The sequence below is a fragment of the Corynebacterium sp. 32222D000AT genome (genome assembly GCF_053546955.1).
This window is the reverse complement of the sequence record NZ_JBPPVW010000001.1, coordinates 154,692-174,140: the sequence shown is the minus strand read 5'-3', so window position 1 is coordinate 174,140 and position 19,449 is coordinate 154,692. Positions and strand designations below refer to the sequence as shown.

Sequence of the window (19,449 nt, the reverse complement as noted above, 5' to 3'; positions counted from 1 at the left end):
CCTCGCGCCAGATCCCCTAAGCTAGGTACCAAGAGCTAAAGCTTTGGGGGAGCGGGGGAATAGTTCATGGTGCACGCTGCGCCTAACGGGCCCGGATTGGGTGACCCACTACTGGTCAGTGCCGCACAGATCGCAGGCCTTGCGGCGCTGGCCGCCTGGGCCGCGGCGCTGTGCTGGTGGGATCTGCGCGCCCGGCGCCTGCCCAACTGGCTGACCCTGCCCGCCGGGGTGCTGGCGGTGCTCGCTCTGTTTATTAACCCCGCCTGGGCCGTGGGGCTGGTCTGGCCGGGCATCTACCTGGCCCAGGCGTTGCTGCCGGGCCCGGCCGGGGGCTTAGGCGGCGGGGATATCAAGCTCGCGCTCCCGCTCGGGGTCGCCTGCGCGGCGCTGGCCGGGGCCGCCGGGGTGCTCGCCGCGATGGTCATCGCCGGGCTGGTGACCCTGGCGGCCGGATTATTATGCAGCGCGACCAGCCGGCGGCCGGGCGCGGCCCGCGGCGGCATTCCCCATGGTCCGGCCATGCTCTTCGCAGCCGCCGCGGTAGCGGTGGGGAGGTGGGCCGCTACCCCCATTATGTAGACGGATGCACCACTTCACAGGGCCGGCGTGAAATAATGACAGCCATGCTTCGTTGGACAACTGCGGGAGAATCCCACGGGCAGGCGCTCATCGCGCTGCTTGAGCACCTGCCGGCCGGGGTTCCGATTACTAAGGACGAAATTGCGCAGCAATTATCGCGGAGGAGGCTCGGCTACGGCCGCGGCGCCCGAATGAAGTTCGAGGCCGATGAGCTGACCCTGCTCGCCGGCGTCCGCCACGGCAAGACGCTGGGCAGCCCCATCGCCGTGATGATCGGCAACACCGAGTGGCCGAAGTGGACCACCGTGATGAGCCCGGATCCGCTGGATATGGACGACGCGCAGGTCGCGGAAGCCATGCAGTCGGGCCGTGGGGCGGCGCTGACCCGCCCGCGCCCGGGGCACGCGGACTTCGCCGGCATGGTCAAATACGACCACGCCGAGGCGCGCCCCATCCTGGAGCGTTCCTCGGCCCGGGAGACCGCCGCCCGCGTGGCCGCGGCCACCTTCGCCCGCAACTTCCTGCGGGAGACCCTCGGCGTGGAAGTCATCTCCCACGTCATCTCCATCGGGGCCTCCGAGCCCTACGAAGGCCCGGCCCCAGCGCCCGCGGATCTTAGCGCCATCGATGCCTCCCCGGTGCGTTCCTTCGACAAGGCCGCCGAAGAGAGCATGGTCACCGAGATCGAAACCGCCAAGAAGCAGGGCGACACCCTGGGTGGCGTCGTGGAGGTCGTCGTCGACGGCCTGCCCATCGGCCTGGGCTCGCACATCAGCGGCGAGGACCGCCTCGACGCCCAGCTGGCGGCTGCGCTGATGGGCATCCAGGCCATCAAGGGCGTGGAGATCGGCGACGGCTTCGCCGAGGCCCGCCGCCGCGGGTCCGCCGCGCACGACGAGATGGTGCGCACCGACGACGGTGTCGACCGGCTCAGCAACCGCGCGGGCGGCCTCGAAGGCGGCATGACCAACGGGCAGCAGCTGCGGGTGCGGGCGGCCATGAAGCCGATTTCTACCGTGCCGCGCGCGCTGAAGACCGTGGACATGGCCGACGGCTCCGCCGCGACCGCCATCCACCAGCGCTCCGACGTGTGCGCCGTGCCCGCCGCCGGCGTGGTGGCCGAGGCCATGGTGGCACTCGTCGTCGCCCGCGCCGTGCTGGAGAAGTTCGGCGGCGACAGCCTGGCGGAGACCAAGCGCAACATCGCCGCGTACCAGGACTATGTTGCCGAGCGCTTGAGCTTCCCGCAGGATAAGCCTGAATCATAACGACTAAGAACAGTGGAAAGGCCAGGACTACGATGACCGTACCTCCTCTAGCGACGGGAGCTCCGCGACCGCTGGCGGTGCTGGTGGGGCCGCCCGGCGCCGGTAAATCCACCATCGGGCGCCGGCTCGCTCGGGCCCTGAACGTGGGGCTGGTGGACTCGGATCAGCTGATCGAGGTCGCCCACGGCAAGCCCTGCGGCGAGGTTTTCGCCGAGCTGGGCGAGGAAGCCTTCCGCCGCGAGGAAGAAGAGCACGTGGCAGAGGCCCTGTCGGCCGGCGGCGTGGTCAGTCTCGGCGGGGGAGCCGTAGTCAGCCCGGCGACCCGGGACCTTCTGGAGCGCCACACCGTCATCTGGGTGGAAGTCAGCGCCGAAGAAGGGGTGCGCCGCACCTCCAGCAACAACTCCCGCCCGGTCCTGCAGTCCGCGGATCCGCTGGCGCGCTACCAGGAGCTACTGGACCAGCGCGCCGATTTCTACCGCGAGGTCGCCGACTACCGCGCCCGCACCGACGGGCGCAGCCCGCAGCAGGTCGTCGGGGATATCCTCGGGTTCTTGGAGACCCTCTAGACACACCCGCCCGGGTCGGAGCTCGGCCCGGGCGCGCACCAGCACACCACAACCTACTTCTTGTCGAGGAGAAGCCCATGTCCGTCATCCCGGTCAACGGTCCGGCACCGTACCACGTCCACATTGGTCACGGGCTGGCCCCGGCCATCGTGGAGACCATCCGCGAGTCCGGGGCAGCGCAGGTAGCCATCCTCTGCCCAGAGGTCTTGAGCGCTTCCGCCCGCCGCCTGGCCGATGCCGCGGAGGCCGCTGGAGTGCGCTGCCACGTGTGGCTCCTGCCGGACGCCGAGCGCGCCAAGCAGCTCAGCGTGGTCAGCGAGCTCTGGGACAAGCTCGGTGCGGCCAGCTTCGGCCGGCAGGACCTCATCGTCAGCTTCGGCGGCGGCGCGACCACGGATCTGGCGGGCTTCGTCGCGGCGACCTGGATGCGCGGCATCCGCGTGGTGCAGGTGCCGACGACCCTGCTGGCCATGGTGGACGCCGCCGTCGGCGGCAAGACCGGCATTAACACCGCGGCCGGCAAGAACCTGGTCGGCTCCTTCCACGAGCCCTTAGCCGTCTTCGCGGACATTGAGGTGCTGCGCAGCCTTCCGGCAGAAGAGATGGTGGCCGGCTCGGCGGAAATCATCAAGACCGGCTTCATCCACGACCCGGAGATCATCGAGCTCTACCGCCGCGATCCGGCCGCCTGCCTGGACCCGGACGGCGCCCTGCCGGAGCTCATCGCCCGTTCGGTGGCGGTCAAGGCCCGTGTGGTGGGCGAGGACCTCAAGGAGTCCGGCCTGCGGGAGACCTTGAACTACGGGCACACCTTCGGGCATGCCATCGAGCGCGCGGAGGATTACTCCTGGCGGCACGGTAACGCGGTGGCCGTGGGCATGATGTTCGTCGCGTACCTGGCCGAGGCCCGCGGGCTCATCGACGCCGACGTGGTCGAACTGCACCGCACGATCCTCGAGTCCGTCGGCCTGCCGGTGGCCTACCGCGACGGCCAGTGGCCGGAGCTGCACGCGGCCATGCGCCACGATAAGAAGAACCGCGACGGGAAAATCCGCTTCGTGGCCTTGACCGCGGTGGGGGCTACCACCCGCATCGAGGGGCCGAGCGACGAGGAGCTGCGCCAAGCTTTTGAGAAGGTGAGCAACTAATGCAGGTAGTTATCATCAACGGGCCCAACCTGAACCGGCTCGGTAAGCGCCAGCCGGACGTCTACGGCACGACCACCCTGGCCGATATCGAGGAGATGATCCGCCAGCGCGGGGAGAAGCTGCGCGCGGCCGGCGCGGATATCGAGCTGGACTTCTTCCAGTCGAACCACGAGGGCGACATCATCGAGCGCGTCCACGCCGCCGCCGACGCCGGGGCCGGTGTCATCATCAACCCCGGGGCCTTTACCCACACCTCCGTGGCCATCCGCGACGCCCTCGCGGAAATCGCCGATGGCGCGGGCTTCGTCGAGGTCCACCTGTCCAATGTGCACGCCCGGGAAGAATTCCGGCATCATTCCTATCTGTCCGGCATCGCCCGCGGCGTCATCGCCGGCCTGGGCCCGGTCGGCTACCTCGCGGCGCTGGAATACCTGACCGCCGAAGCCTGAGCGCGCCGCGGCCCAGCCGGTGTGAAAACGGTTACCGTGTCCGCGGACACAGGCTAGAATGGGTGTCCTACGCGGTGGGCCTTTCTAAGGCCTGCCTTTAGTGCATTGTCCGAGCGGAAAGGATTAACCATGGCCTTGGCAGATACTCGTTTCAGCGACCGGCGCCGCAAGCTGGCGGCGAAGCTAGCCGGGCAGCGCATCGACGCGATTTTGGTCACGGACCTGATTCACGTGCGCTACCTGTCGAATTTCTCCGGCTCGAACGGCGCGCTGCTGCTGAAGAAGGATCTCTCCGCCGCGATCGCCACCGACGGGCGGTATACCACCCAGATTAAGCAGGAAGTGCCGGACATCGAGCCGATCATCGAGCGCGGCGTCGGCACGGCCCTGCTCAAGCCCCTGGAAGGGCAGGGTCCGCTGCGGGTTGGCTTCGAGGCCGACACGGTCTCGGTCAACCAGCACGCGGCACTCGAGAAAGCCTGCCCGGAGGACGTGACCCTGGTGCCGATCTCCGGCGTGATTGAGGAAATCCGCCTCTACAAGGATCCGCTCGAGCTGGAACGCCTGGACTCCCTGGCGCAACTGGCTACCGACGCCTTCGAGGAGATGCTGGCCGCCGGAGAGGTGCGCGCGGGCCGCACCGAGCGTCAGATCGCGGCCGACCTGGAGTACCGGATGCGCGCGGCCGGCGCGGAGCGCACCAGCTTCGACACCATCGTGGCCTCCGGCCCGAACTCCGCGCTGCCGCACCACGGCGCCGACGACCGCGTGCTGGAGGACGGCGACCTGGTCACCATCGACTTCGGCGCCCACCTGCGCGGTTTCAACTCCGATATGACACGCACCGTCGTCATCGGCCAGCCCAACGACTTCGCCCGGGAGATCTACGACATTGTCAAGCGCTCCCAGGAAGCCGGCGTGGCGGCGGCGACCCCGGGCACCGCACTCGCGGACGTGGACAAGGCCTGTCGCGACGTCATCGAGGAGGCCGGCTACGGCGAATACTTCGTCCACTCCACCGGCCACGGCGTGGGCCTGCTGGTCCACGAGGCACCCGCGGCCGCCCGCAACGCCAAGGGCACCCTGGCCGCGGGAATGACGCTGACGATCGAGCCCGGCATCTACGTGCCCGGCAAGGGCGGCGTGCGGATCGAGGACACGCTGATTATCACCGACGGCGCGCCGACGATCATCACCCGCTCGCCGAAGGAACTGCGTTCCTTCTAGCCGCCGCTGGTCCTTCCGCACTTTAAAAAGTGGGCGCCGGTTTTACACGCATTCCGGCAGGGATAGTAAACTGGCAAGACGTAACTTTTAATCCAACAGACTTCGGGAGATTGATTCGTGGCTGATACCACCGCATTCAAGAACGGTCTTGTTCTAAAGATTGACAATAAGCTCCAGCAGATTATTGAGTTCCAGCACGTCAAGCCGGGCAAGGGCCCCGCTTTCGTGCGCACCAAGCTCAAGGACGTTGTCTCGGGCAAGGTCACGGATAAGACGTGGAACGCCGGCGCCAAGGTCGAGACCGCGACGGTGGACCGTCGCGACATGACCTACCTGTACCACGACGGCAGCAACTACGTCGTCATGGACGACAAGGACTTCGAGCAGGTCGAGCTGAGCCCGGACAAGTTCGGCGACGCCGCCAAGTTCCTGCTGGAGAACATGCGCGTGCAGGTCTCCTTCCACGAGGGCGAGCCGCTGTTCGCCGAGCTGCCGATCAACGTTGACCTGAAGGTCGAGCACACCGATCCGGGCCTGCAGGGCGACCGCTCCAACGGCGGCACCAAGCCGGCCACCCTGGAGACCGGCGCGGAGATCCAGGTCCCGCTGTTCATCGAGACCGGCAACGTGCTCAAGGTTGACACCCGGACGGGCGAGTACCTGTCCCGCGTCAGCAACTAGCGTGCAGCAAGAATCAAAGAAGGACCCAGTGACGGAAGAAAATAACGAGCAGCACAGCTCGTCTCCCGAGCGTGTGTCCCGTAACCGTCGCCACGGCGCGCGGTACCGGGCACGGCGGCGTGCCGCCGACATCCTTTACGAGGCAGAAAACCGCGACATCGATCCGGTGGCCATCGTGGAAGAGCGAAAGGGCCTAGCCCTGGAAGGCGAGCACGGCGTTGCGCCGATCGCGGACTACACCGCCGAGATCGTCCAAGGCGTGGCCGAAGAGCTGGACGATATCGATGACGCGATCGCCCGCTACCTCTCCGACGATTGGCGCCTGGACCGGCTGCCTCCCGTCGAGCGCGCCATCCTGCGCGTGTCCACCTGGGAGCTGCTGTTCAACCCGGAGGTGCCGCTGGCTACCGCGGTGACCGAGGGCGTGGAGCTGGCCAGCGAATACTCGCACATCAAGGCCGCCCCGTATATCAACGCCGTCCTCGACGACATCGCGCAGTCCCGCCGCACCGGCAGCCCGATGGCCGCCGAGCAGGACCTAGATGCCGCCGATGCCGACGAAGACGCAACGGGCACCGACGACGTCACCGAAGCTACGGATCCGGCCGCTGCTGAGACCTCTGCCGCCGCGCCGGCCGCACCCGAGCCCGTAGGCGAAGAGGCTGAGCCTGCGGATTCCCCGGAAGGGGAGAAGGACTCGCCGACCGAGTAGCCGCTGAGGCGGCGCGCCGGTCTCCGGCTGCTGGCTGCGAAAACTAAAAAGCTGGCTGCCTTTCCTTTCCACCCGCGCTAATGCGCGAGGTTGGTAGAGGAGGGCAGCCAGCTTTTGTGCTGTCTGGGCTTTTAGTTTTCGCCGCCGGCTTCCTGGGCGGTCTCGGAGCCCATCTTGGCCATTTCCTCGGCGGCGGAGACCATGGCGTTCTGCGCGCCGATGACGCCGTCGACGGCGGCCTGGAGCGCGGCGGTCAGCTGGCCGTCGGTGGCGCCGGCGGCCACCGGCAGGTCGCGCTCGGAACGCACGATGAGCATGTCCTCGTGCTCGGCGATGGCCACGCGGGCGCCGAAGGAGACCGAGTTGATCTGGTTGGCCGCCAGGAAGAGCCCGGCATCAGCCTGCGAGAAGGAGGCGTCGGTAGCCACGTCGCAGCGGACGATGACCACGGAGTCCAGCACCGCGAACATGCACGGCAGGCCGTTGAGGTTGGCCGTGGCGGCGTCGTTGCGGCCCTCGATCTTTTCCAGCTCGATCTCGAAGGTGCGCATCGCGTCGATGACGCGGTCCAGGGTGACCTCCGGCAGGGCGGTGTCGGCGGGATTCTGGTTAGTCATTGTGCTCCTCCCAAGTCACGAGTTCCGGGTACTGCTGTTCCAGCCAATTAAACGACTGCACGACGGCGTCCAGGGTGGACATCACGAAGGCGCCGATCTGGTTGCGGGACAGGCCCTGGCTGATGTTGAGCTCGCGCACGGCGGAGACGGCCAGGCTGCCCTCGCCGGTCTCAAAGAACCGCAGGGTCGGGGCGAAGTGCTCGGTGTTCCACTGGTTGAGCTGGGCCAGGACCTTCGGGCCCTCGGAGGCCGGCACGTCGCCGCGCCACACCGAATCCAGGATGAGGGTGTTTTCCCGCACCTGCATGGCGATGGCGGCGTTAGAAAAACCGGTCCGCAGGATGTCGATGGTCTCCTCGTCGCTGACCGGCTGGTTTTCCATCCGGTACTGCAGCTTTTCGGCGTCGAAGATCTCCGCGACGCGGGCGAGGGTCACCGGCTCTACTGGGGTGTCCGGGTGCAATTGGGGTTGTTCATCAGTCACTGGGACAAAATCCAAACTTGTAGCTTAAAGGGGGTCGAATATCATTCGTTACCTGCCGAGGTCCCGGCCAGTCCGTGCCGGCTAAGCCGACGGGACGCCGAGGTCTTCGGCGGGTAACCCGTCCATACAGCATAACGGAGAGCAATCCGGCGTGGGGCGCGGGCGGCTAGTTCGCGTCTGCGGGCTGCCAGAGGCGCTGGTTGCCCAGCTCGTGGGCGAAGGTGTCCTGGATGGTGCCAAAGCGCATGGCGTGGCCGTGCTGTTGCAGCTTGGCCGGGGCCACGCGCTGGTCGGCCAGCGCTAGTTCCTGGGCGCCCTCCTTGCCCAGCAGCAGGGCCGGGCCGAGGGCGGGGATGGAGATGACGGCCGGGCGCTTGAGCTGTTCGGCTAGGGCCTGGGTCATTTCCCGGTTGAGGACCGGGGCAGTCGAGGCCGCGTTGACGGGCCCGGAGAGGGCGGTGTCGAAGATGGCGCGGGTATAGATATCGCACAGGTCGTCAAAGGCGACCCAGGAGAACCAGAAATCCCCGTCGCCGAAGGAGCCGCCCAGGCCGGTGGAAAAGAGCGCGCGCAGCAGCGGCAGCAGGCCGCTGGCCCCGGTCAGGGCGATACCCGTGCGGATGTTGACCACGCGCTTGCCGGCCTCACGGGCCTCGGCGGTGGCGGCCTCCCAGTCGCGAACCACCTCGGCCAGGAAACCGTCGCCGCTAGCGGAGTCCTCGGTGAGCACCTCGTCGCCGCGGTCGTTGCCGTAGTAGCCGATGGCCGAGGCGCAGACGAAGGTGTGGGTATCTGGGCTAGCGGCCACCAGCTGGGCCAGCTTGCGGGTGGGCCCCACGCGGGAGTCGCGGATTTCCTGCTTGTGCTTGTCGTTGAAGCGGCCGAAGATGGGCTCGCCGGCCAGGTGGACCAGCACGTCGACGTCGTCGAGCAGGTTGCGCGACGGCGAGTTCGGGTTCCAGGTGCGCTGGCCATCCTTGGCCTCCGAGCGGACCAGCTGGATAACACGGTGGCCCAGCGTGGTCAGCTGGGCAGTCAGTGCGCGCCCGACGGAGCCGCGGGAGCCGGTCACTGCCACGGTTAGCGGGCGGGTCTCGGTTGCCAGGACGTTGATGCCCTGGTCGCGCAGCTGGTTGATGAAGTTGAAGTCCCCGATTAGCTTGTGCTGCCGGTAGGCGAAAGAGGCCTCCAGCGCGCTATCGGGGATGCGGGTGTCCACCGTGTCTGTAATCAGCGTGCCGTCGGCGTGATCGGCGAAGTGGTGGTCGTGGCGCCACGAGGCCAGCCGCTTGAGTGGGGCGGAGACGCACACGTCGCTGAAGGACACCCCGCGGCGGTACCGGGACAAGTCGTGGCGGGCCACCCACTTGAGCCCGGCGGGCAGGGAAAACACGGTGGTGCCGTCCGCCAGGCTGCGGGCCTGCTCCCGCGGGGCCATGGGGAGGAAGGGCGGGGTCAGGCGGCTCACGGCGCCGGGACGGGTGTGCCAATCCCATACCTGCTCGCGGTCGGCGGGGATGACGTGTTGTGCCTGGAATGTCACGGTGTTGAAGAACTCCTTTAAAAAGTCCGGGTATTCGGTGGAGTGTAACCAACTATTGTCCCAGTTTTTGGCCGGCCGCGCGCTCGGCCCGCCCCCGAGTTCGGGGGAGGATGTGTTTCAGCTACGCGCAGGGGTGCGATCGGGGTACCGAGGCTGCTAAAATTCGCCTTAGCACGAGCGGGGAAGGCGACGCCTCGTACCCGGCTACGTGAATAATTTCATCTGACCCTTATTCGACATCCTTTAAAGACCGCACCGTGAGGCGGGGAAGGAGGTCACGATGAGTGGTTCCGACACCTCCGCGGAGTCCACTGAGCTGCTGAGCTCAGACGACGTCGCGCGCACTGTCGCACGCATCGCGCACCAAATCATTGAAAAGACGGCCCTTGATGAGGCCGACGCGAACCCAGTCGTTTTGCTAGGCATCCCTTCCGGTGGTGTTCCTTTGGCCCACCGGCTGGCAGAAAAGATCGAAGAATTCGCCGGGGTGACCGTGCCGTGCGGCTCCCTGGATATCACCCTCTACCGCGACGACCTGCGTTCCAAACCGCACCGCGCCCTGCAGCCGACCCGGATCCCCGGCGGCGGCATCGACGGCACGACTGTCATCCTGGTCGACGACGTCCTGTTTTCCGGCCGCACCATCCGCGCCGCCCTGGACGCCCTGTCCGATGTGGGGCGCCCCCGCATTATCCAGCTGGCGTGCCTGGTCGATCGCGGGCACCGTGAGGTCCCGATCCGCGCCGACTACGTGGGCAAGAACATCCCCACTTCGCGCGACGAGGACATTGCCGTCTACAGCCGCGACCTTGATGACCGCGACGCGGTCGTGCTGACCCGCGTTAACCGGGAGGATTAGTCATGAAGCACCTACTCGATATTGCTGACGTCAGTGCGACCGACCTGGTGGCGCTTCTGGACGAGGCAGACCGTTTCAAAGAGGTCCTCGACGGCCGCGAGGTCAAGAAGCTGCCGACCTTGCGCGGACGGACCATCTACACCCTGTTCTACGAGAACTCCACGCGTACCCGCTCGTCGTTCGAGACCGCCGGCAAGTGGATGTCGGCCGACGTCATTAACCTGTCGGCCTCGACGTCCTCGGTGAAAAAGGGCGAGTCCCTGCGCGATACCGGCCTGACCCTGGCCGCCATCGGCGCGGACGCCATCATCATCCGCCACCCGTCCTCGGGCGCGCCGCAGCAGCTGGCCCAGTGGGTGGCCCCGGACGGTAACGGCCCGTCGGTCATCAACGCCGGCGACGGCGCGCACCAGCACCCGACCCAGGCCTTGCTGGATGCGGTGACCATGCGCCAGCGCCTGGGCATTACCGGCGGGAACTTCTCCGGCCTGCGCGTGAAGATTGTGGGCGACTGCCTGCACTCGCGCGTGGTGCGCTCCAACGTGGACCTGCTCACCAAGCTCGGCGCGGAGGTCACCCTGGTCGCCCCGGCCACCCTGCTGCCGAACGGCGTGGAGAACTGGCCGGTGCGCGTGGCCTACGACTTCGACGCGGAGCTGGCCGATGCCGACGTGGTCATGATGCTGCGCGTGCAGGCCGAGCGCATGCACGGCGGTTTCTTCCCGTCGCACCGCGAATACGCCAACCTCTACGGCCTGTCGCCGCAGCGCGCGGCCCAGATGAAAAAGGACGCCATCATCATGCACCCGGGCCCGATGCTCCGCGGCATGGAAATCAACTACCAGGTGGCTGACTACGACAACACCGCCGTCCTGCAGCAGGTCAACAACGGCGTGCACCTGCGCATGGCAGTCTTGTTCACTTTGCTCGCCGGCGGCGAAAGCTCGGCGGAATAGGAGAAAATACTCATGACCAACACTTCTCAATTCCCGGCTACCGGCGCCACCCACCCGGCGCCGCAGCGCCCGTTGCTTATCACCAACGTCCGCCCCTACGGCGAGGGCGACCCGGTCGACGTCCTGGTCCGCGACGGCGTCATCGCCGAGATCGGCGCGGGCCTGACCGAGAAGCTGGCCGGCGACGAAACCCAGCAGGCCGAGGTCATCGACGGCGCGGGCAACGTCCTGCTGCCGGGCCTGGTGGACATGCACGTCCACCTGCGCGAGCCGGGCCGCGAGGACACCGAGACCATCGAGACCGGTTCCCAGGCTGCGGCCAAGGGCGGGTTCACCGCCGTGTTCACCATGGCCAATACCAACCCGGTCACGGACCAGCCGGTCATCGCCGAGTCCATCTGGGCCAAGGCCCAGCGCATCGGCACCTGCGACGTGCACCCGGTGGGCTCTATCACCAAGGGGCTCGAGGGTAAGACGCTGACCGAGTTCGGCATGATGGCCCGCAGCGACGCCAAGGTGCGGATGTTCTCCGACGACGGCAAGTGCGTGGCCGACCCGCAGCTGATGCACCGCGCCCTGGAATACGCCAAGGGCTTGGACGTCCTGCTGGCCCAGCACGCTGAGGAGCCGCGGCTGACCGACGGGGCAGTGGCGCACGAAGGCGAGACCGCCGCGAAGCTGGGGCTGACCGGCTGGCCGCGGGTCGCCGAGGAATCCATCGTGGCCCGCGACGCCCTGCTGGCCCGCGACTACGGCAACCGCGTGCACATCTGCCACGCCTCGACCACCGGCACGGTGGAGCTGCTCAAGTGGGCGAAGTCCCAGGACATCCCCCTGACCGCCGAGGTGACCCCGCACCACCTGCTGCTGACCGACGACAAGCTGCACACCTACGACGGCGTCTTCCGCGTCAACCCGCCGCTGCGCGAGGAGCACGACACGCAGGCGCTGCGGCAGGCGCTGCTGGACGGGGTCATCGACTGCGTGGCCACCGACCACGCGCCGCACGGCGCCGAGGACAAGTGCGTGGAGTTCGAAAACGCCAAGCCGGGCATGCTCGGCCTGGAGTCCTCGCTGGCGATCATCGCCAAGATCTTCGTCGCTTCCGGCCTGGCCGACTGGCGTTTCGTCGCCCGCGTGATGTCCGAGCGCCCGGCGGAGATCACCCGCCTGCCGGGCCAGGGGCGCCCGATCGCGGTGGGCGAGCCCGCCAACCTGGCGCTCGTGGACCCGAACAGCCCGTGGACCTCGGACTCGACGCGGCTGGCCTCCAAGGCGCGGAATAACCCCTATGAGGGGGAGGAATTCAACGCGCAGGTTACCCACACCATCCTGCGTGGCGCGGTGACGTACTCCCGCGGGGCTGACGACTAAAGTCAGTCGTGGAAGAAATACATCAGACCGCATATAATACTTTTCAAGATTTCCTAGTCAGCGAAAGGCACATTCATGACTGACTCCGCCCACACCTCTACGCCGGCCATCCTGGTCTTGGCCGACGGCCGTACGTTCCGCGGCTTCGGCTTCGGCGCCACCGGAACCACCCTCGGCGAGGCCGTGTTTACCACCGGCATGACCGGCTACCAGGAGACCATGACGGACCCGTCCTACCACCGCCAGATCGTGGTGACGACCGCCCCGCAGATCGGCAACACCGGCTGGAACGACGAGGACAACGAGTCCCGCGGCAACCGCATCTGGGTGGCCGGCCTGGTCATCCGCGACCTGGCCCACCGCGTGTCCAACTGGCGCGCCGAGCGCAGCCTGCCCGAGGAGATGGAAGCCCAGAACATCATCGGCATCCGCGGCGTGGACACCCGCTCCCTGGTCCGCCACCTGCGCAACTACGGCTCCATCGCCGCCGGCATCTTCAGCGGCGAGGCCGCCGAGCGCGACGTCGAGGAGCTGCTCGCCGAGGTCAAGGGCCAAGACGCCATGGAAGGCGCCGACCTGTCCGGCGAGGTGACCACCGAAGCGCCGTACACCGTCGAAGCGGAAGGTCAGAAGCGTTACACCGTCGTCGCCTACGACATGGGTATTAAGTCCGCCACCCCGCGCCACTTCGCCCGCCGCGGCATCGAGACCGTCGTCGTGCCCTCGGGCACCCCGCTCAAGGAGATTGAGCAGTACCACCCGGACGGGGTATTCATCTCCAACGGGCCGGGCGACCCGGCCACGGCCGACGAGATGGTCGGCATCGTCCGCGACATCCTGTCCGCCGGTTACCCGTTCTTCGGCATCTGCTTCGGCAATCAGCTGCTCGGCCGCGCGCTGGGCCTGGGCACCTACAAGATGAAGTTCGGCCACCGTGGCATCAACGTCCCGGTGCAAAACCACCTGACGGGCAAGATCGACATCACCTCCCAGAACCACGGCTTCGCGCTGGAAAACCCGACCGGAAAGCCGGGCGGGGAGTTCGAGTCGGACTTCGGGCCGGCCATCATCACCCACACCTGCCTCAACGACGGCACCGTCGAGGGCGTGGCGCTCAAGAGCGGCAAGGCTTATTCCGTGCAGTACCACCCGGAATCCGCCGCCGGCCCCCACGACGCCAACCCGCTGTTTGACCAGTTCATCGAGCTGCTCAGCCAGCGTGCAGAAAACAAGTAAAGACCAGGAAGGATAGCAAAGAGACCATGCCAAAGCGCAACGATATTAACCACGTCCTGGTCATTGGCTCCGGACCCATCGTCATCGGCCAAGCCTGCGAGTTCGACTACTCCGGCACCCAGGCCTGCCGCGTGCTCAAGGAGGAAGGCCTGCGGGTAACCCTGGTCAACTCCAACCCGGCCACCATCATGACGGACCCGGAATTCGCCGACCACACCTACGTCGATCCCATCGAGCCGGAGTTCATCGAGAAGATCTTCGTCAAGGAGATCGAGGAGGGCCACCGCATCGACGCCGTGCTGGCCACCCTGGGCGGCCAGACCGCCCTGAACGCCGCCATCCAGCTGGATCGCCTGGGCATCCTGGACAAATACGACATCGAGCTCATCGGCGCCGACATCGACGCCATCGAGCGCGGCGAGGACCGCCAGAAGTTCAAGGACATCGTGGCCTCCGTCGGCGGCGAGTCCGCCCGCTCGGCGGTCTGCTACAACATGGACGAGGTCCACGCCACCGTCGAGAAGCTGGGCCTGCCGGTCGTCGTCCGCCCCTCGTTTACCATGGGCGGCCTCGGCTCCGGCCTGGCCTTTAGCTACGATGACCTGGATCGCATCGCCGGCGGCGGCCTGGCCGCCTCCCCGGAGGCCAACGTGCTCATCGAGGAGTCCATCCTCGGCTGGAAGGAATTCGAGCTCGAGCTCATGCGCGACGGCGACGACAACGTCGTGGTCATCGCCTCCATTGAAAACGTCGACGCCCTGGGCGTGCACACCGGCGATTCGGTCACCGTGGCCCCGGCGCTGACCCTGACCGACCGCGAGTACCAGAAGATGCGCGACCTGGGTATCTCCATCATCCGCGCCGTGGGCGTGGACACCGGCGGCTGCAACATCCAGTTCGCCGTGAACCCGGAAGACGGCCGCATCATCGTCATCGAGATGAACCCGCGCGTGTCCCGTTCCTCCGCGCTGGCGTCGAAGGCCACCGGTTTCCCGATCGCGAAGCTGGCCGCGAAGCTGGCCATCGGCTACTCCCTGGACGAGGTCACCAACGACATCACCGGCGTGACCCCGGCGGCCTTCGAGCCAACCCTGGACTACGTCATCGTCAAGGCCCCGCGCTTTGCCTTCGAGAAGTTCCCGGGCGCCGACGACACCCTGACCACCACCATGAAGTCGGTGGGCGAGGCCATGGGTATCGGCCGCAACTACATCGCCGGCCTGAACAAGGTCATGCGCTCGCTGGAGAACAAGCCCGCGGGCTTCTGGACCACCGACGACGAGTTCTTCGCCGGCGAGCGCGCCACGGACAAGGACGCCGTCCTGGAGGACCTGCGCACCCCGACCGAGGGCCGCATGTACGACGCCGAGCTGGCCCTGCGCCTGGGCGCTACCGTCGACGAGGTCCACGAGGCCTCCGGCATCGACCCGTGGTTCCTGGCCGAGCTGCAAGCCCTGGTCAGCTTCCGCACCAAGCTGCTGGAGGCCCCGGTCCTGGACGCCGACCTGCTGCGCGAGGCCAAGTACCTGGGCCTGTCCGATGCCCAGATCGCCGCGCTGCGCACCGAGTTCGCCGGCGAGGACGGCGTGCGCTCCCTGCGCTGGTCGCTGGGCATTCGCCCGGTCTACAAGACCGTGGATACCTGCGCCGGCGAGTTCGAGGCCCAGACCCCGTACCACTACTCGGCCTACGAGCTGGACCCGGACGCCGAGTCCGAGGTCGCCGAGCAGCGCGAGCGCGAGAAGGTCATCATCCTGGGCTCCGGCCCGAACCGCATTGGCCAGGGCATCGAGTTCGACTACTCCTGCGTGCACGCCGCGCTGGAGCTGTCGCGCCAGGGCTACGAGACCGTCATGGTCAACTGCAACCCGGAAACCGTCTCCACGGACTACGACACCGCCGACCGCCTCTACTTCGAGCCGCTGACGTTCGAGGACGTCATGGAGATCTACCACGCCGAGTCCGTCTCCGGCACCGTCGCCGGCGTCATCGTCCAGCTCGGCGGCCAGACCCCGCTGGGCCTGGCCGAGCGTCTGGCCGAGGCCGGGGTGCCGGTCGTGGGTACTACCCCGGAGGCCATCAACCTGGCCGAGGACCGCGGCGAATTCGGCAAGGTGCTGGCCGCCGCCGAGCTGCCGGCCCCGGAGTTCGGCACCGCCACCAGCTTTGCGGAGGCCCGCGAGGTCGCCGCCAACATCGGCTACCCGGTACTGGTGCGCCCGTCCTACGTGCTGGGTGGGCGCGGCATGGAGATCGTCTACGACGAGCCCTCCCTGGAGTCCTACATCGAGCGCGCCACCGAGCTCAGCGAGGACCACCCGGTGCTGGTGGACCGCTTCCTGGACTCGGCCATCGAGATTGACGTCGACGCCCTGTGCGACGGCGAGGAGGTCTACCTGGGCGGCGTCATGGAGCACATCGAGGAAGCCGGCATCCACTCCGGCGACTCCTCCTGCTCGCTGCCGCCGATGACCCTGGGGCCGCAGGACATCGAGAAGGTCCGCGAATCGACCCGCAAGCTCGCCGAGGGCATCGGGGTCAAGGGCCTGATGAACGTCCAGTACGCGCTCAAGGACAACGTGCTCTACATCATCGAGGCCAACCCGCGCGCCTCCCGCACGGTCCCGTTTGTCTCCAAGGCGACCGGCGTGCAGCTGGCGAAGGCTGCCGCCCGCATCATGATGGGCGCGACCATCGCCGAACTGCGCGCCGAGGGCATGCTGCCGGAAAGCTACGACGGCGGCGCGCTGCCGATGGAGCACCCGCTCGCGGTCAAGGAAGCAGTCTTGCCTTTCAACCGTTTCCGCCGCCCGGACGGTTCCATGCTGGACACCCTGCTCTCTCCGGAGATGAAGTCCACCGGCGAGGTCATGGGCCTGGCCGACAACTTCGGCGCCGCCTACTTCAAGGCGGAGACCGCCGGCTTCGCCAAGCTGCCGAAGGAAGGCTCGGTCTTCGTCTCCGTGGCCAACCGCGACAAGCGCACGCTCATCTTCCCGATCCACCGCCTGTCGACGATGGGGTACAAGATCCTGGCCACCGCCGGGACCGCCTCCATCCTGCGCCGCAACGGCATCGAGTGCGAGTCCGTGCTCAAGTCCTCGGACATCCGCGGCGGGGCAGAGGGCAAGTCCATCGTCGACCGTATCCTGGACGGCGAGGTCGACCTCATCATCAACACCCCGGCCGGTTCCTCCGGCTCCCGCCACGACGGCTACGAGATCCGCGCCGCCGCCGTCGAGGTGGACGTGCCGCTGATTAACACCGTCCAGGGCGTGACCGCCGGCGTCCAGGCGCTCGAGGCGCAGCGACAGGGCAACTTCGAGGTACGCGCCCTGCAGGAGCTCAAGCATGCCCCAGTCAACAACTAGCCAGCAGCAGCCCGGGAGCACCACGCCGGGCTTCGGCGAGCGGCTGGTCGCCGCCGGCCAGGAGCGCGGCCGGCTGTGCGTCGGCATCGACCCGCACCCGTACCTGCTCGAGCAGTGGGGGCTGGGCGTAAACGCCGCGGGCGTGCGGGAGTTCAGCCGCCGCTGCGTGGAGGCCTTCGCGCCGGTGGCCGCACTGGTCAAGCCCCAGGTGGCTTTCTACGAGCGCTTCGGCTCCGCGGGCCTGGCGGCCCTGGAAGAGAGCCTGGCCAACCTGCGGGAGGCCGGCTGCCTGAGCGTGGCGGACGCCAAGCGCGGCGACATCGGCTCCACCATGGCCGGCTACGCCGAGGCCTGGATGGGCGAGGAGGCGCCCCTGCGGGCCGACGCGGTCACGCTGAGCCCCTACCTGGGCGTGGGCGCCCTGGAGCCGGCTTTTGCGGCGGCCCAGGCCACCGGCCGCGGCATCTTCGTGCTGGCGGCTACCTCCAACCCGGAGGCCCGCCGCCTGCAGGGGTTCAGGGAGCCGGAAAGCGGCCGCACCGTAGCCCAGTCGGTGGTGGATCTCTGCGCCGAGCGCAACGCGGCCACCCGCCCCGGCCAGGTCGGGGATATCGGCGTGGTGGTCGGGGCGACCCTGGACAGCCCGCCGGAGTTGGACCAGCTCAATGGGCCGGTCTTGCTGCCGGGCGTGGGCGCCCAGGGCGCCGGCCCCGATGAGGTCCACGCGATCGTGGCCGGGCGCAGCGAACTGGGCTTCGCCAACGTCTCGCGCGCCATCCTGGAGCGCGGCCCGAAGGTGGATGACCTGCGCAAAGCCGTGCAAACGGCAGCCGCGGACTTCCGGGATTAGCACGCGCCTCGGGCCGATTATCGGCCCCGGGCCTAACCTGGTATTTTAGTAACCGCACCTCGATGACGTGCTGAAACGGTGCGCGACACCAAGCCCGGTAACGTCATCGTTTTACTAGCAGTGCTAGGATTGCCAGAAGTCGGAGCGGGTGCCTGCGTGTAATGCGCTGGTACTAGCTTCGGAATCTGGTATTCATGTACTGGACGTCAAAATCAATCTAACGAATCGGAGGAAACCCTGTGGCCCTTCCAAAGTTGACCGATGAGCAGCGTAAGGAAGCCCTCGCTAAGGCTGCTGAGGCCCGCAAGGCTCGCGCTGAGCTGAAGGCTGATCTGAAGCGCGGCGCTACCAACCTGAAGGAAGTTCTGGACAAGGCAGAAAGCGACGAGATCATTGGCAAGACCAAGGTCTCCGCTCTCCTGGAAGCACTGCCGAAGGTGGGCAAGGTCAAGGCTAAGGAAATCATGGAAGACCTGGAGATTGCTCAGACCCGCCGCCTGCGCGGCCTGGGTGAGCGCCAGCGTCGCGCCCTGCTGGAGCGCTTCGGCTACTCCTCCTAAGTCCGTCATGTCTGGTGCAACCAAACGCGGGCGGCTAGTGGTACTGGCTGGGCCGTCCGCAGTGGGTAAATCCACGGTGGTTTCGCGCCTACGCACCGGAGTGGACGGGCTGTACTTCAGCGTGTCCATGACGACGCGCCAACCCCGTCCTGGTGAGCAAGACGGGGTTGACTATTTCTTCGTCACCCCGGAGCAGTTCCAAGAACGTATCGACTCCGGCGAGATGCTCGAGTGGGCAGAGATCCACGGCGGGCTCCAGCGGTCGGGTACGCCAGCGCAGCCCGTCAAGGACGCGATGGCCGAAGGCCGGCCGGTCTTGGTCGAAGTTGATCTGGCCGGTGCCCGCGCCGTCAAACAGGCGTTGCCCGAGGCACAGCTGGTCTTCCTGGCGCCCCCGTCGTGGGATACCCTGGTAGACCGCCTGACCGGCCGGGGTACGGAACCGCAGGACGTTATCGAGCGTAGGCTGGAAACCGCGCGGCAGGAGCTAGCAGCCCAAGACGAGTTCGACCACGTGGTGGTCAACGAGGACTTGGAAGAGGCGGTCGCCGCCATCAGTGCTATCCTGCAAGGTTAGAGTCAGTATTCAAGTATCCGCAATTCAACGAAAAGGTGCATGTGACTAACGTGACCACCAATGACACCGCTGAGGCAGTAAAGGCCGAGCCGGTCTTCGACGCCCCCGAGGGCATCACCGCTCCGCCGATCGATGAGCTGCTGGACAAGGTATCTTCCAAGTACGCCCTGGTGATTTTCGCCGCCAAGCGTGCTCGCCAGATCAACAGCTACTACCAGAACCACGGTGATAGCGTGTTCGAGTTCGTCGGCCCGCTGGTCACCCCGGAAGCCGGCGAAAAGCCGCTGTCCATCGCCCTGCGTGAGATCGACGCGGGCCTGCTGGACCACGAGGAAGGCAACTAAGCCACTCGCGTTCCGCGCAGCACACCTCCCGGACTGGGCATCCCG

General features: G+C 67.1%; 20 protein-coding genes. 17 read left to right on the top strand and 3 right to left on the bottom strand.

The window, feature by feature from the left end; genetic code table 11:
* Positions 1-96 precede the first annotated feature (96 nt).
* The 8 genes from ACEE23_RS00845 to nusB all read left to right on the top strand — a co-directional run bounded on the left by ACEE23_RS00845 (position 97) and on the right by nusB (position 6,633).
* The gene (locus ACEE23_RS00845) at positions 97-579 is read left to right on the top strand and encodes a prepilin peptidase (RefSeq protein ID WP_368519257.1); all 483 of its coding nucleotides are present in this window, start codon (positions 97-99) and stop codon (positions 577-579) included.
* Positions 580-623: 44 nt separating this feature from the next.
* On the top strand, positions 624-1,847 hold the full coding sequence (gene aroC / locus ACEE23_RS00840; RefSeq protein ID WP_368519258.1) for a chorismate synthase: 1,224 nt from the start codon (positions 624-626) through the stop codon (positions 1,845-1,847).
* 32 nt (positions 1,848-1,879) lie between these two features.
* Positions 1,880-2,416: a shikimate kinase gene (locus tag ACEE23_RS00835; RefSeq protein WP_368519259.1), complete on the top strand. Its 537-nt coding sequence runs from the start codon at positions 1,880-1,882 to the stop codon at positions 2,414-2,416.
* A gap of 77 nt (positions 2,417-2,493) precedes the next feature.
* The gene (aroB, locus tag ACEE23_RS00830; RefSeq protein ID WP_448871163.1) at positions 2,494-3,564 is read left to right on the top strand and encodes a 3-dehydroquinate synthase; all 1,071 of its coding nucleotides are present in this window, start codon (positions 2,494-2,496) and stop codon (positions 3,562-3,564) included.
* Positions 3,564-4,013, top strand: coding sequence for a type II 3-dehydroquinate dehydratase (gene aroQ / locus ACEE23_RS00825; RefSeq protein ID WP_368521191.1), 450 nt, complete (start codon positions 3,564-3,566; stop codon positions 4,011-4,013). Before aroB ends, aroQ begins: the two co-directional genes overlap by 1 nt.
* Positions 4,014-4,142: 129 nt before the next feature.
* Complete coding sequence (locus tag ACEE23_RS00820) at positions 4,143-5,240, top strand: M24 family metallopeptidase (protein WP_368521190.1); 1,098 nt, start codon at positions 4,143-4,145, stop codon at positions 5,238-5,240.
* Between the two features lie 117 nt (positions 5,241-5,357).
* Positions 5,358-5,921 (top strand): elongation factor P, encoded by a 564-nt coding sequence (gene efp, locus ACEE23_RS00815; protein ID WP_070768344.1) that lies wholly within the window; start codon positions 5,358-5,360, stop codon positions 5,919-5,921.
* A gap of 73 nt (positions 5,922-5,994) precedes the next feature.
* Positions 5,995-6,633: a transcription antitermination factor NusB gene (gene nusB / locus ACEE23_RS00810; protein WP_368521243.1), complete on the top strand. Its 639-nt coding sequence runs from the start codon at positions 5,995-5,997 to the stop codon at positions 6,631-6,633.
* A 131-nt stretch (positions 6,634-6,764) separates the two neighbouring features.
* Here the strand turns inward: nusB and ACEE23_RS00805 are convergent, their stop codons facing one another.
* From ACEE23_RS00805 to ACEE23_RS00795, 3 genes are all read right to left on the bottom strand, one after another.
* Positions 6,765-7,250 (bottom strand): YbjN domain-containing protein, encoded by a 486-nt coding sequence (locus ACEE23_RS00805; protein WP_368521189.1) that lies wholly within the window; start codon positions 7,248-7,250, stop codon positions 6,765-6,767.
* Entirely contained in the window at positions 7,243-7,734 is a 492-nt protein-coding gene (locus ACEE23_RS00800) for a YbjN domain-containing protein (RefSeq protein WP_368521188.1), read from the bottom strand. The genes ACEE23_RS00805 and ACEE23_RS00800 overlap by 8 nt, the downstream gene beginning before the upstream one ends.
* 166 nt (positions 7,735-7,900) lie before the next feature.
* Positions 7,901-9,277, bottom strand: coding sequence for a TIGR01777 family oxidoreductase (locus ACEE23_RS00795; RefSeq protein WP_448871167.1), 1,377 nt, complete (start codon positions 9,275-9,277; stop codon positions 7,901-7,903).
* Positions 9,278-9,557: 280 nt separating this feature from the next.
* Here ACEE23_RS00795 and pyrR point away from each other — a divergent pair, with 280 nt between their 5' ends.
* From pyrR to rpoZ, 9 genes are all read left to right on the top strand, one after another.
* Complete coding sequence (gene pyrR / locus ACEE23_RS00790; RefSeq protein WP_368519267.1) at positions 9,558-10,136, top strand: bifunctional pyr operon transcriptional regulator/uracil phosphoribosyltransferase PyrR; 579 nt, start codon at positions 9,558-9,560, stop codon at positions 10,134-10,136.
* A gap of 2 nt (positions 10,137-10,138) precedes the next feature.
* Positions 10,139-11,092 carry an aspartate carbamoyltransferase catalytic subunit gene (locus ACEE23_RS00785; protein WP_368519268.1) on the top strand — a complete coding sequence of 318 codons (954 nt, stop codon included), beginning with the start codon at positions 10,139-10,141 and terminating at the stop codon, positions 11,090-11,092.
* A 12-nt stretch (positions 11,093-11,104) separates the two neighbouring features.
* Positions 11,105-12,466, top strand: a complete 1,362-nt coding sequence (locus ACEE23_RS00780; protein WP_448871170.1) for a dihydroorotase — start codon at positions 11,105-11,107, stop codon at positions 12,464-12,466.
* 75 nt (positions 12,467-12,541) lie between these two features.
* Entirely contained in the window at positions 12,542-13,702 is a 1,161-nt protein-coding gene (gene carA, locus ACEE23_RS00775) for a glutamine-hydrolyzing carbamoyl-phosphate synthase small subunit (RefSeq protein WP_368519270.1), read from the top strand.
* A gap of 26 nt (positions 13,703-13,728) precedes the next feature.
* The gene (gene carB / locus ACEE23_RS00770; RefSeq protein ID WP_368521186.1) at positions 13,729-17,073 is read left to right on the top strand and encodes a carbamoyl-phosphate synthase large subunit; all 3,345 of its coding nucleotides are present in this window, start codon (positions 13,729-13,731) and stop codon (positions 17,071-17,073) included.
* Positions 17,054-17,923: an orotidine-5'-phosphate decarboxylase gene (gene pyrF, locus ACEE23_RS00765; RefSeq protein ID WP_368521185.1), complete on the top strand. Its 870-nt coding sequence runs from the start codon at positions 17,054-17,056 to the stop codon at positions 17,921-17,923. Before carB ends, pyrF begins: the two co-directional genes overlap by 20 nt.
* Before the next feature lie 239 nt (positions 17,924-18,162).
* Positions 18,163-18,483, top strand: a complete 321-nt coding sequence (gene mihF, locus ACEE23_RS00760; protein ID WP_070768354.1) for an integration host factor, actinobacterial type — start codon at positions 18,163-18,165, stop codon at positions 18,481-18,483.
* Positions 18,484-18,490: 7 nt separating this feature from the next.
* Positions 18,491-19,060, top strand: a complete 570-nt coding sequence (gmk, locus tag ACEE23_RS00755) for a guanylate kinase (RefSeq protein WP_368519273.1) — start codon at positions 18,491-18,493, stop codon at positions 19,058-19,060.
* A gap of 41 nt (positions 19,061-19,101) precedes the next feature.
* Entirely contained in the window at positions 19,102-19,404 is a 303-nt protein-coding gene (rpoZ, locus tag ACEE23_RS00750; RefSeq protein ID WP_070768356.1) for a DNA-directed RNA polymerase subunit omega, read from the top strand.
* The last annotated feature ends 45 nt before the right edge of the window (positions 19,405-19,449 follow it).

Coding starts and splice junctions, on each gene's coding strand:
- aroC (WP_368519258.1), top strand. CDS start 624: ATGCTTCGTTGGACAACTGCGGGAGAATCCCACGGGCAGGCGCTCATC.
- ACEE23_RS00835 (WP_368519259.1), top strand. CDS start 1,880: ATGACCGTACCTCCTCTAGCGACGGGAGCTCCGCGACCGCTGGCGGTG.
- aroB (WP_448871163.1), top strand. CDS start 2,494: ATGTCCGTCATCCCGGTCAACGGTCCGGCACCGTACCACGTCCACATT.
- aroQ (WP_368521191.1), top strand. CDS start 3,564: ATGCAGGTAGTTATCATCAACGGGCCCAACCTGAACCGGCTCGGTAAG.
- ACEE23_RS00820 (WP_368521190.1), top strand. CDS start 4,143: ATGGCCTTGGCAGATACTCGTTTCAGCGACCGGCGCCGCAAGCTGGCG.
- ACEE23_RS00805 (WP_368521189.1), bottom strand. CDS start 7,250: ATGACTAACCAGAATCCCGCCGACACCGCCCTGCCGGAGGTCACCCTG.
- pyrR (WP_368519267.1), top strand. CDS start 9,558: ATGAGTGGTTCCGACACCTCCGCGGAGTCCACTGAGCTGCTGAGCTCA.
- ACEE23_RS00785 (WP_368519268.1), top strand. CDS start 10,139: ATGAAGCACCTACTCGATATTGCTGACGTCAGTGCGACCGACCTGGTG.
- ACEE23_RS00780 (WP_448871170.1), top strand. CDS start 11,105: ATGACCAACACTTCTCAATTCCCGGCTACCGGCGCCACCCACCCGGCG.
- carA (WP_368519270.1), top strand. CDS start 12,542: ATGACTGACTCCGCCCACACCTCTACGCCGGCCATCCTGGTCTTGGCC.
- carB (WP_368521186.1), top strand. CDS start 13,729: ATGCCAAAGCGCAACGATATTAACCACGTCCTGGTCATTGGCTCCGGA.
- pyrF (WP_368521185.1), top strand. CDS start 17,054: ATGCCCCAGTCAACAACTAGCCAGCAGCAGCCCGGGAGCACCACGCCG.
- gmk (WP_368519273.1), top strand. CDS start 18,491: ATGTCTGGTGCAACCAAACGCGGGCGGCTAGTGGTACTGGCTGGGCCG.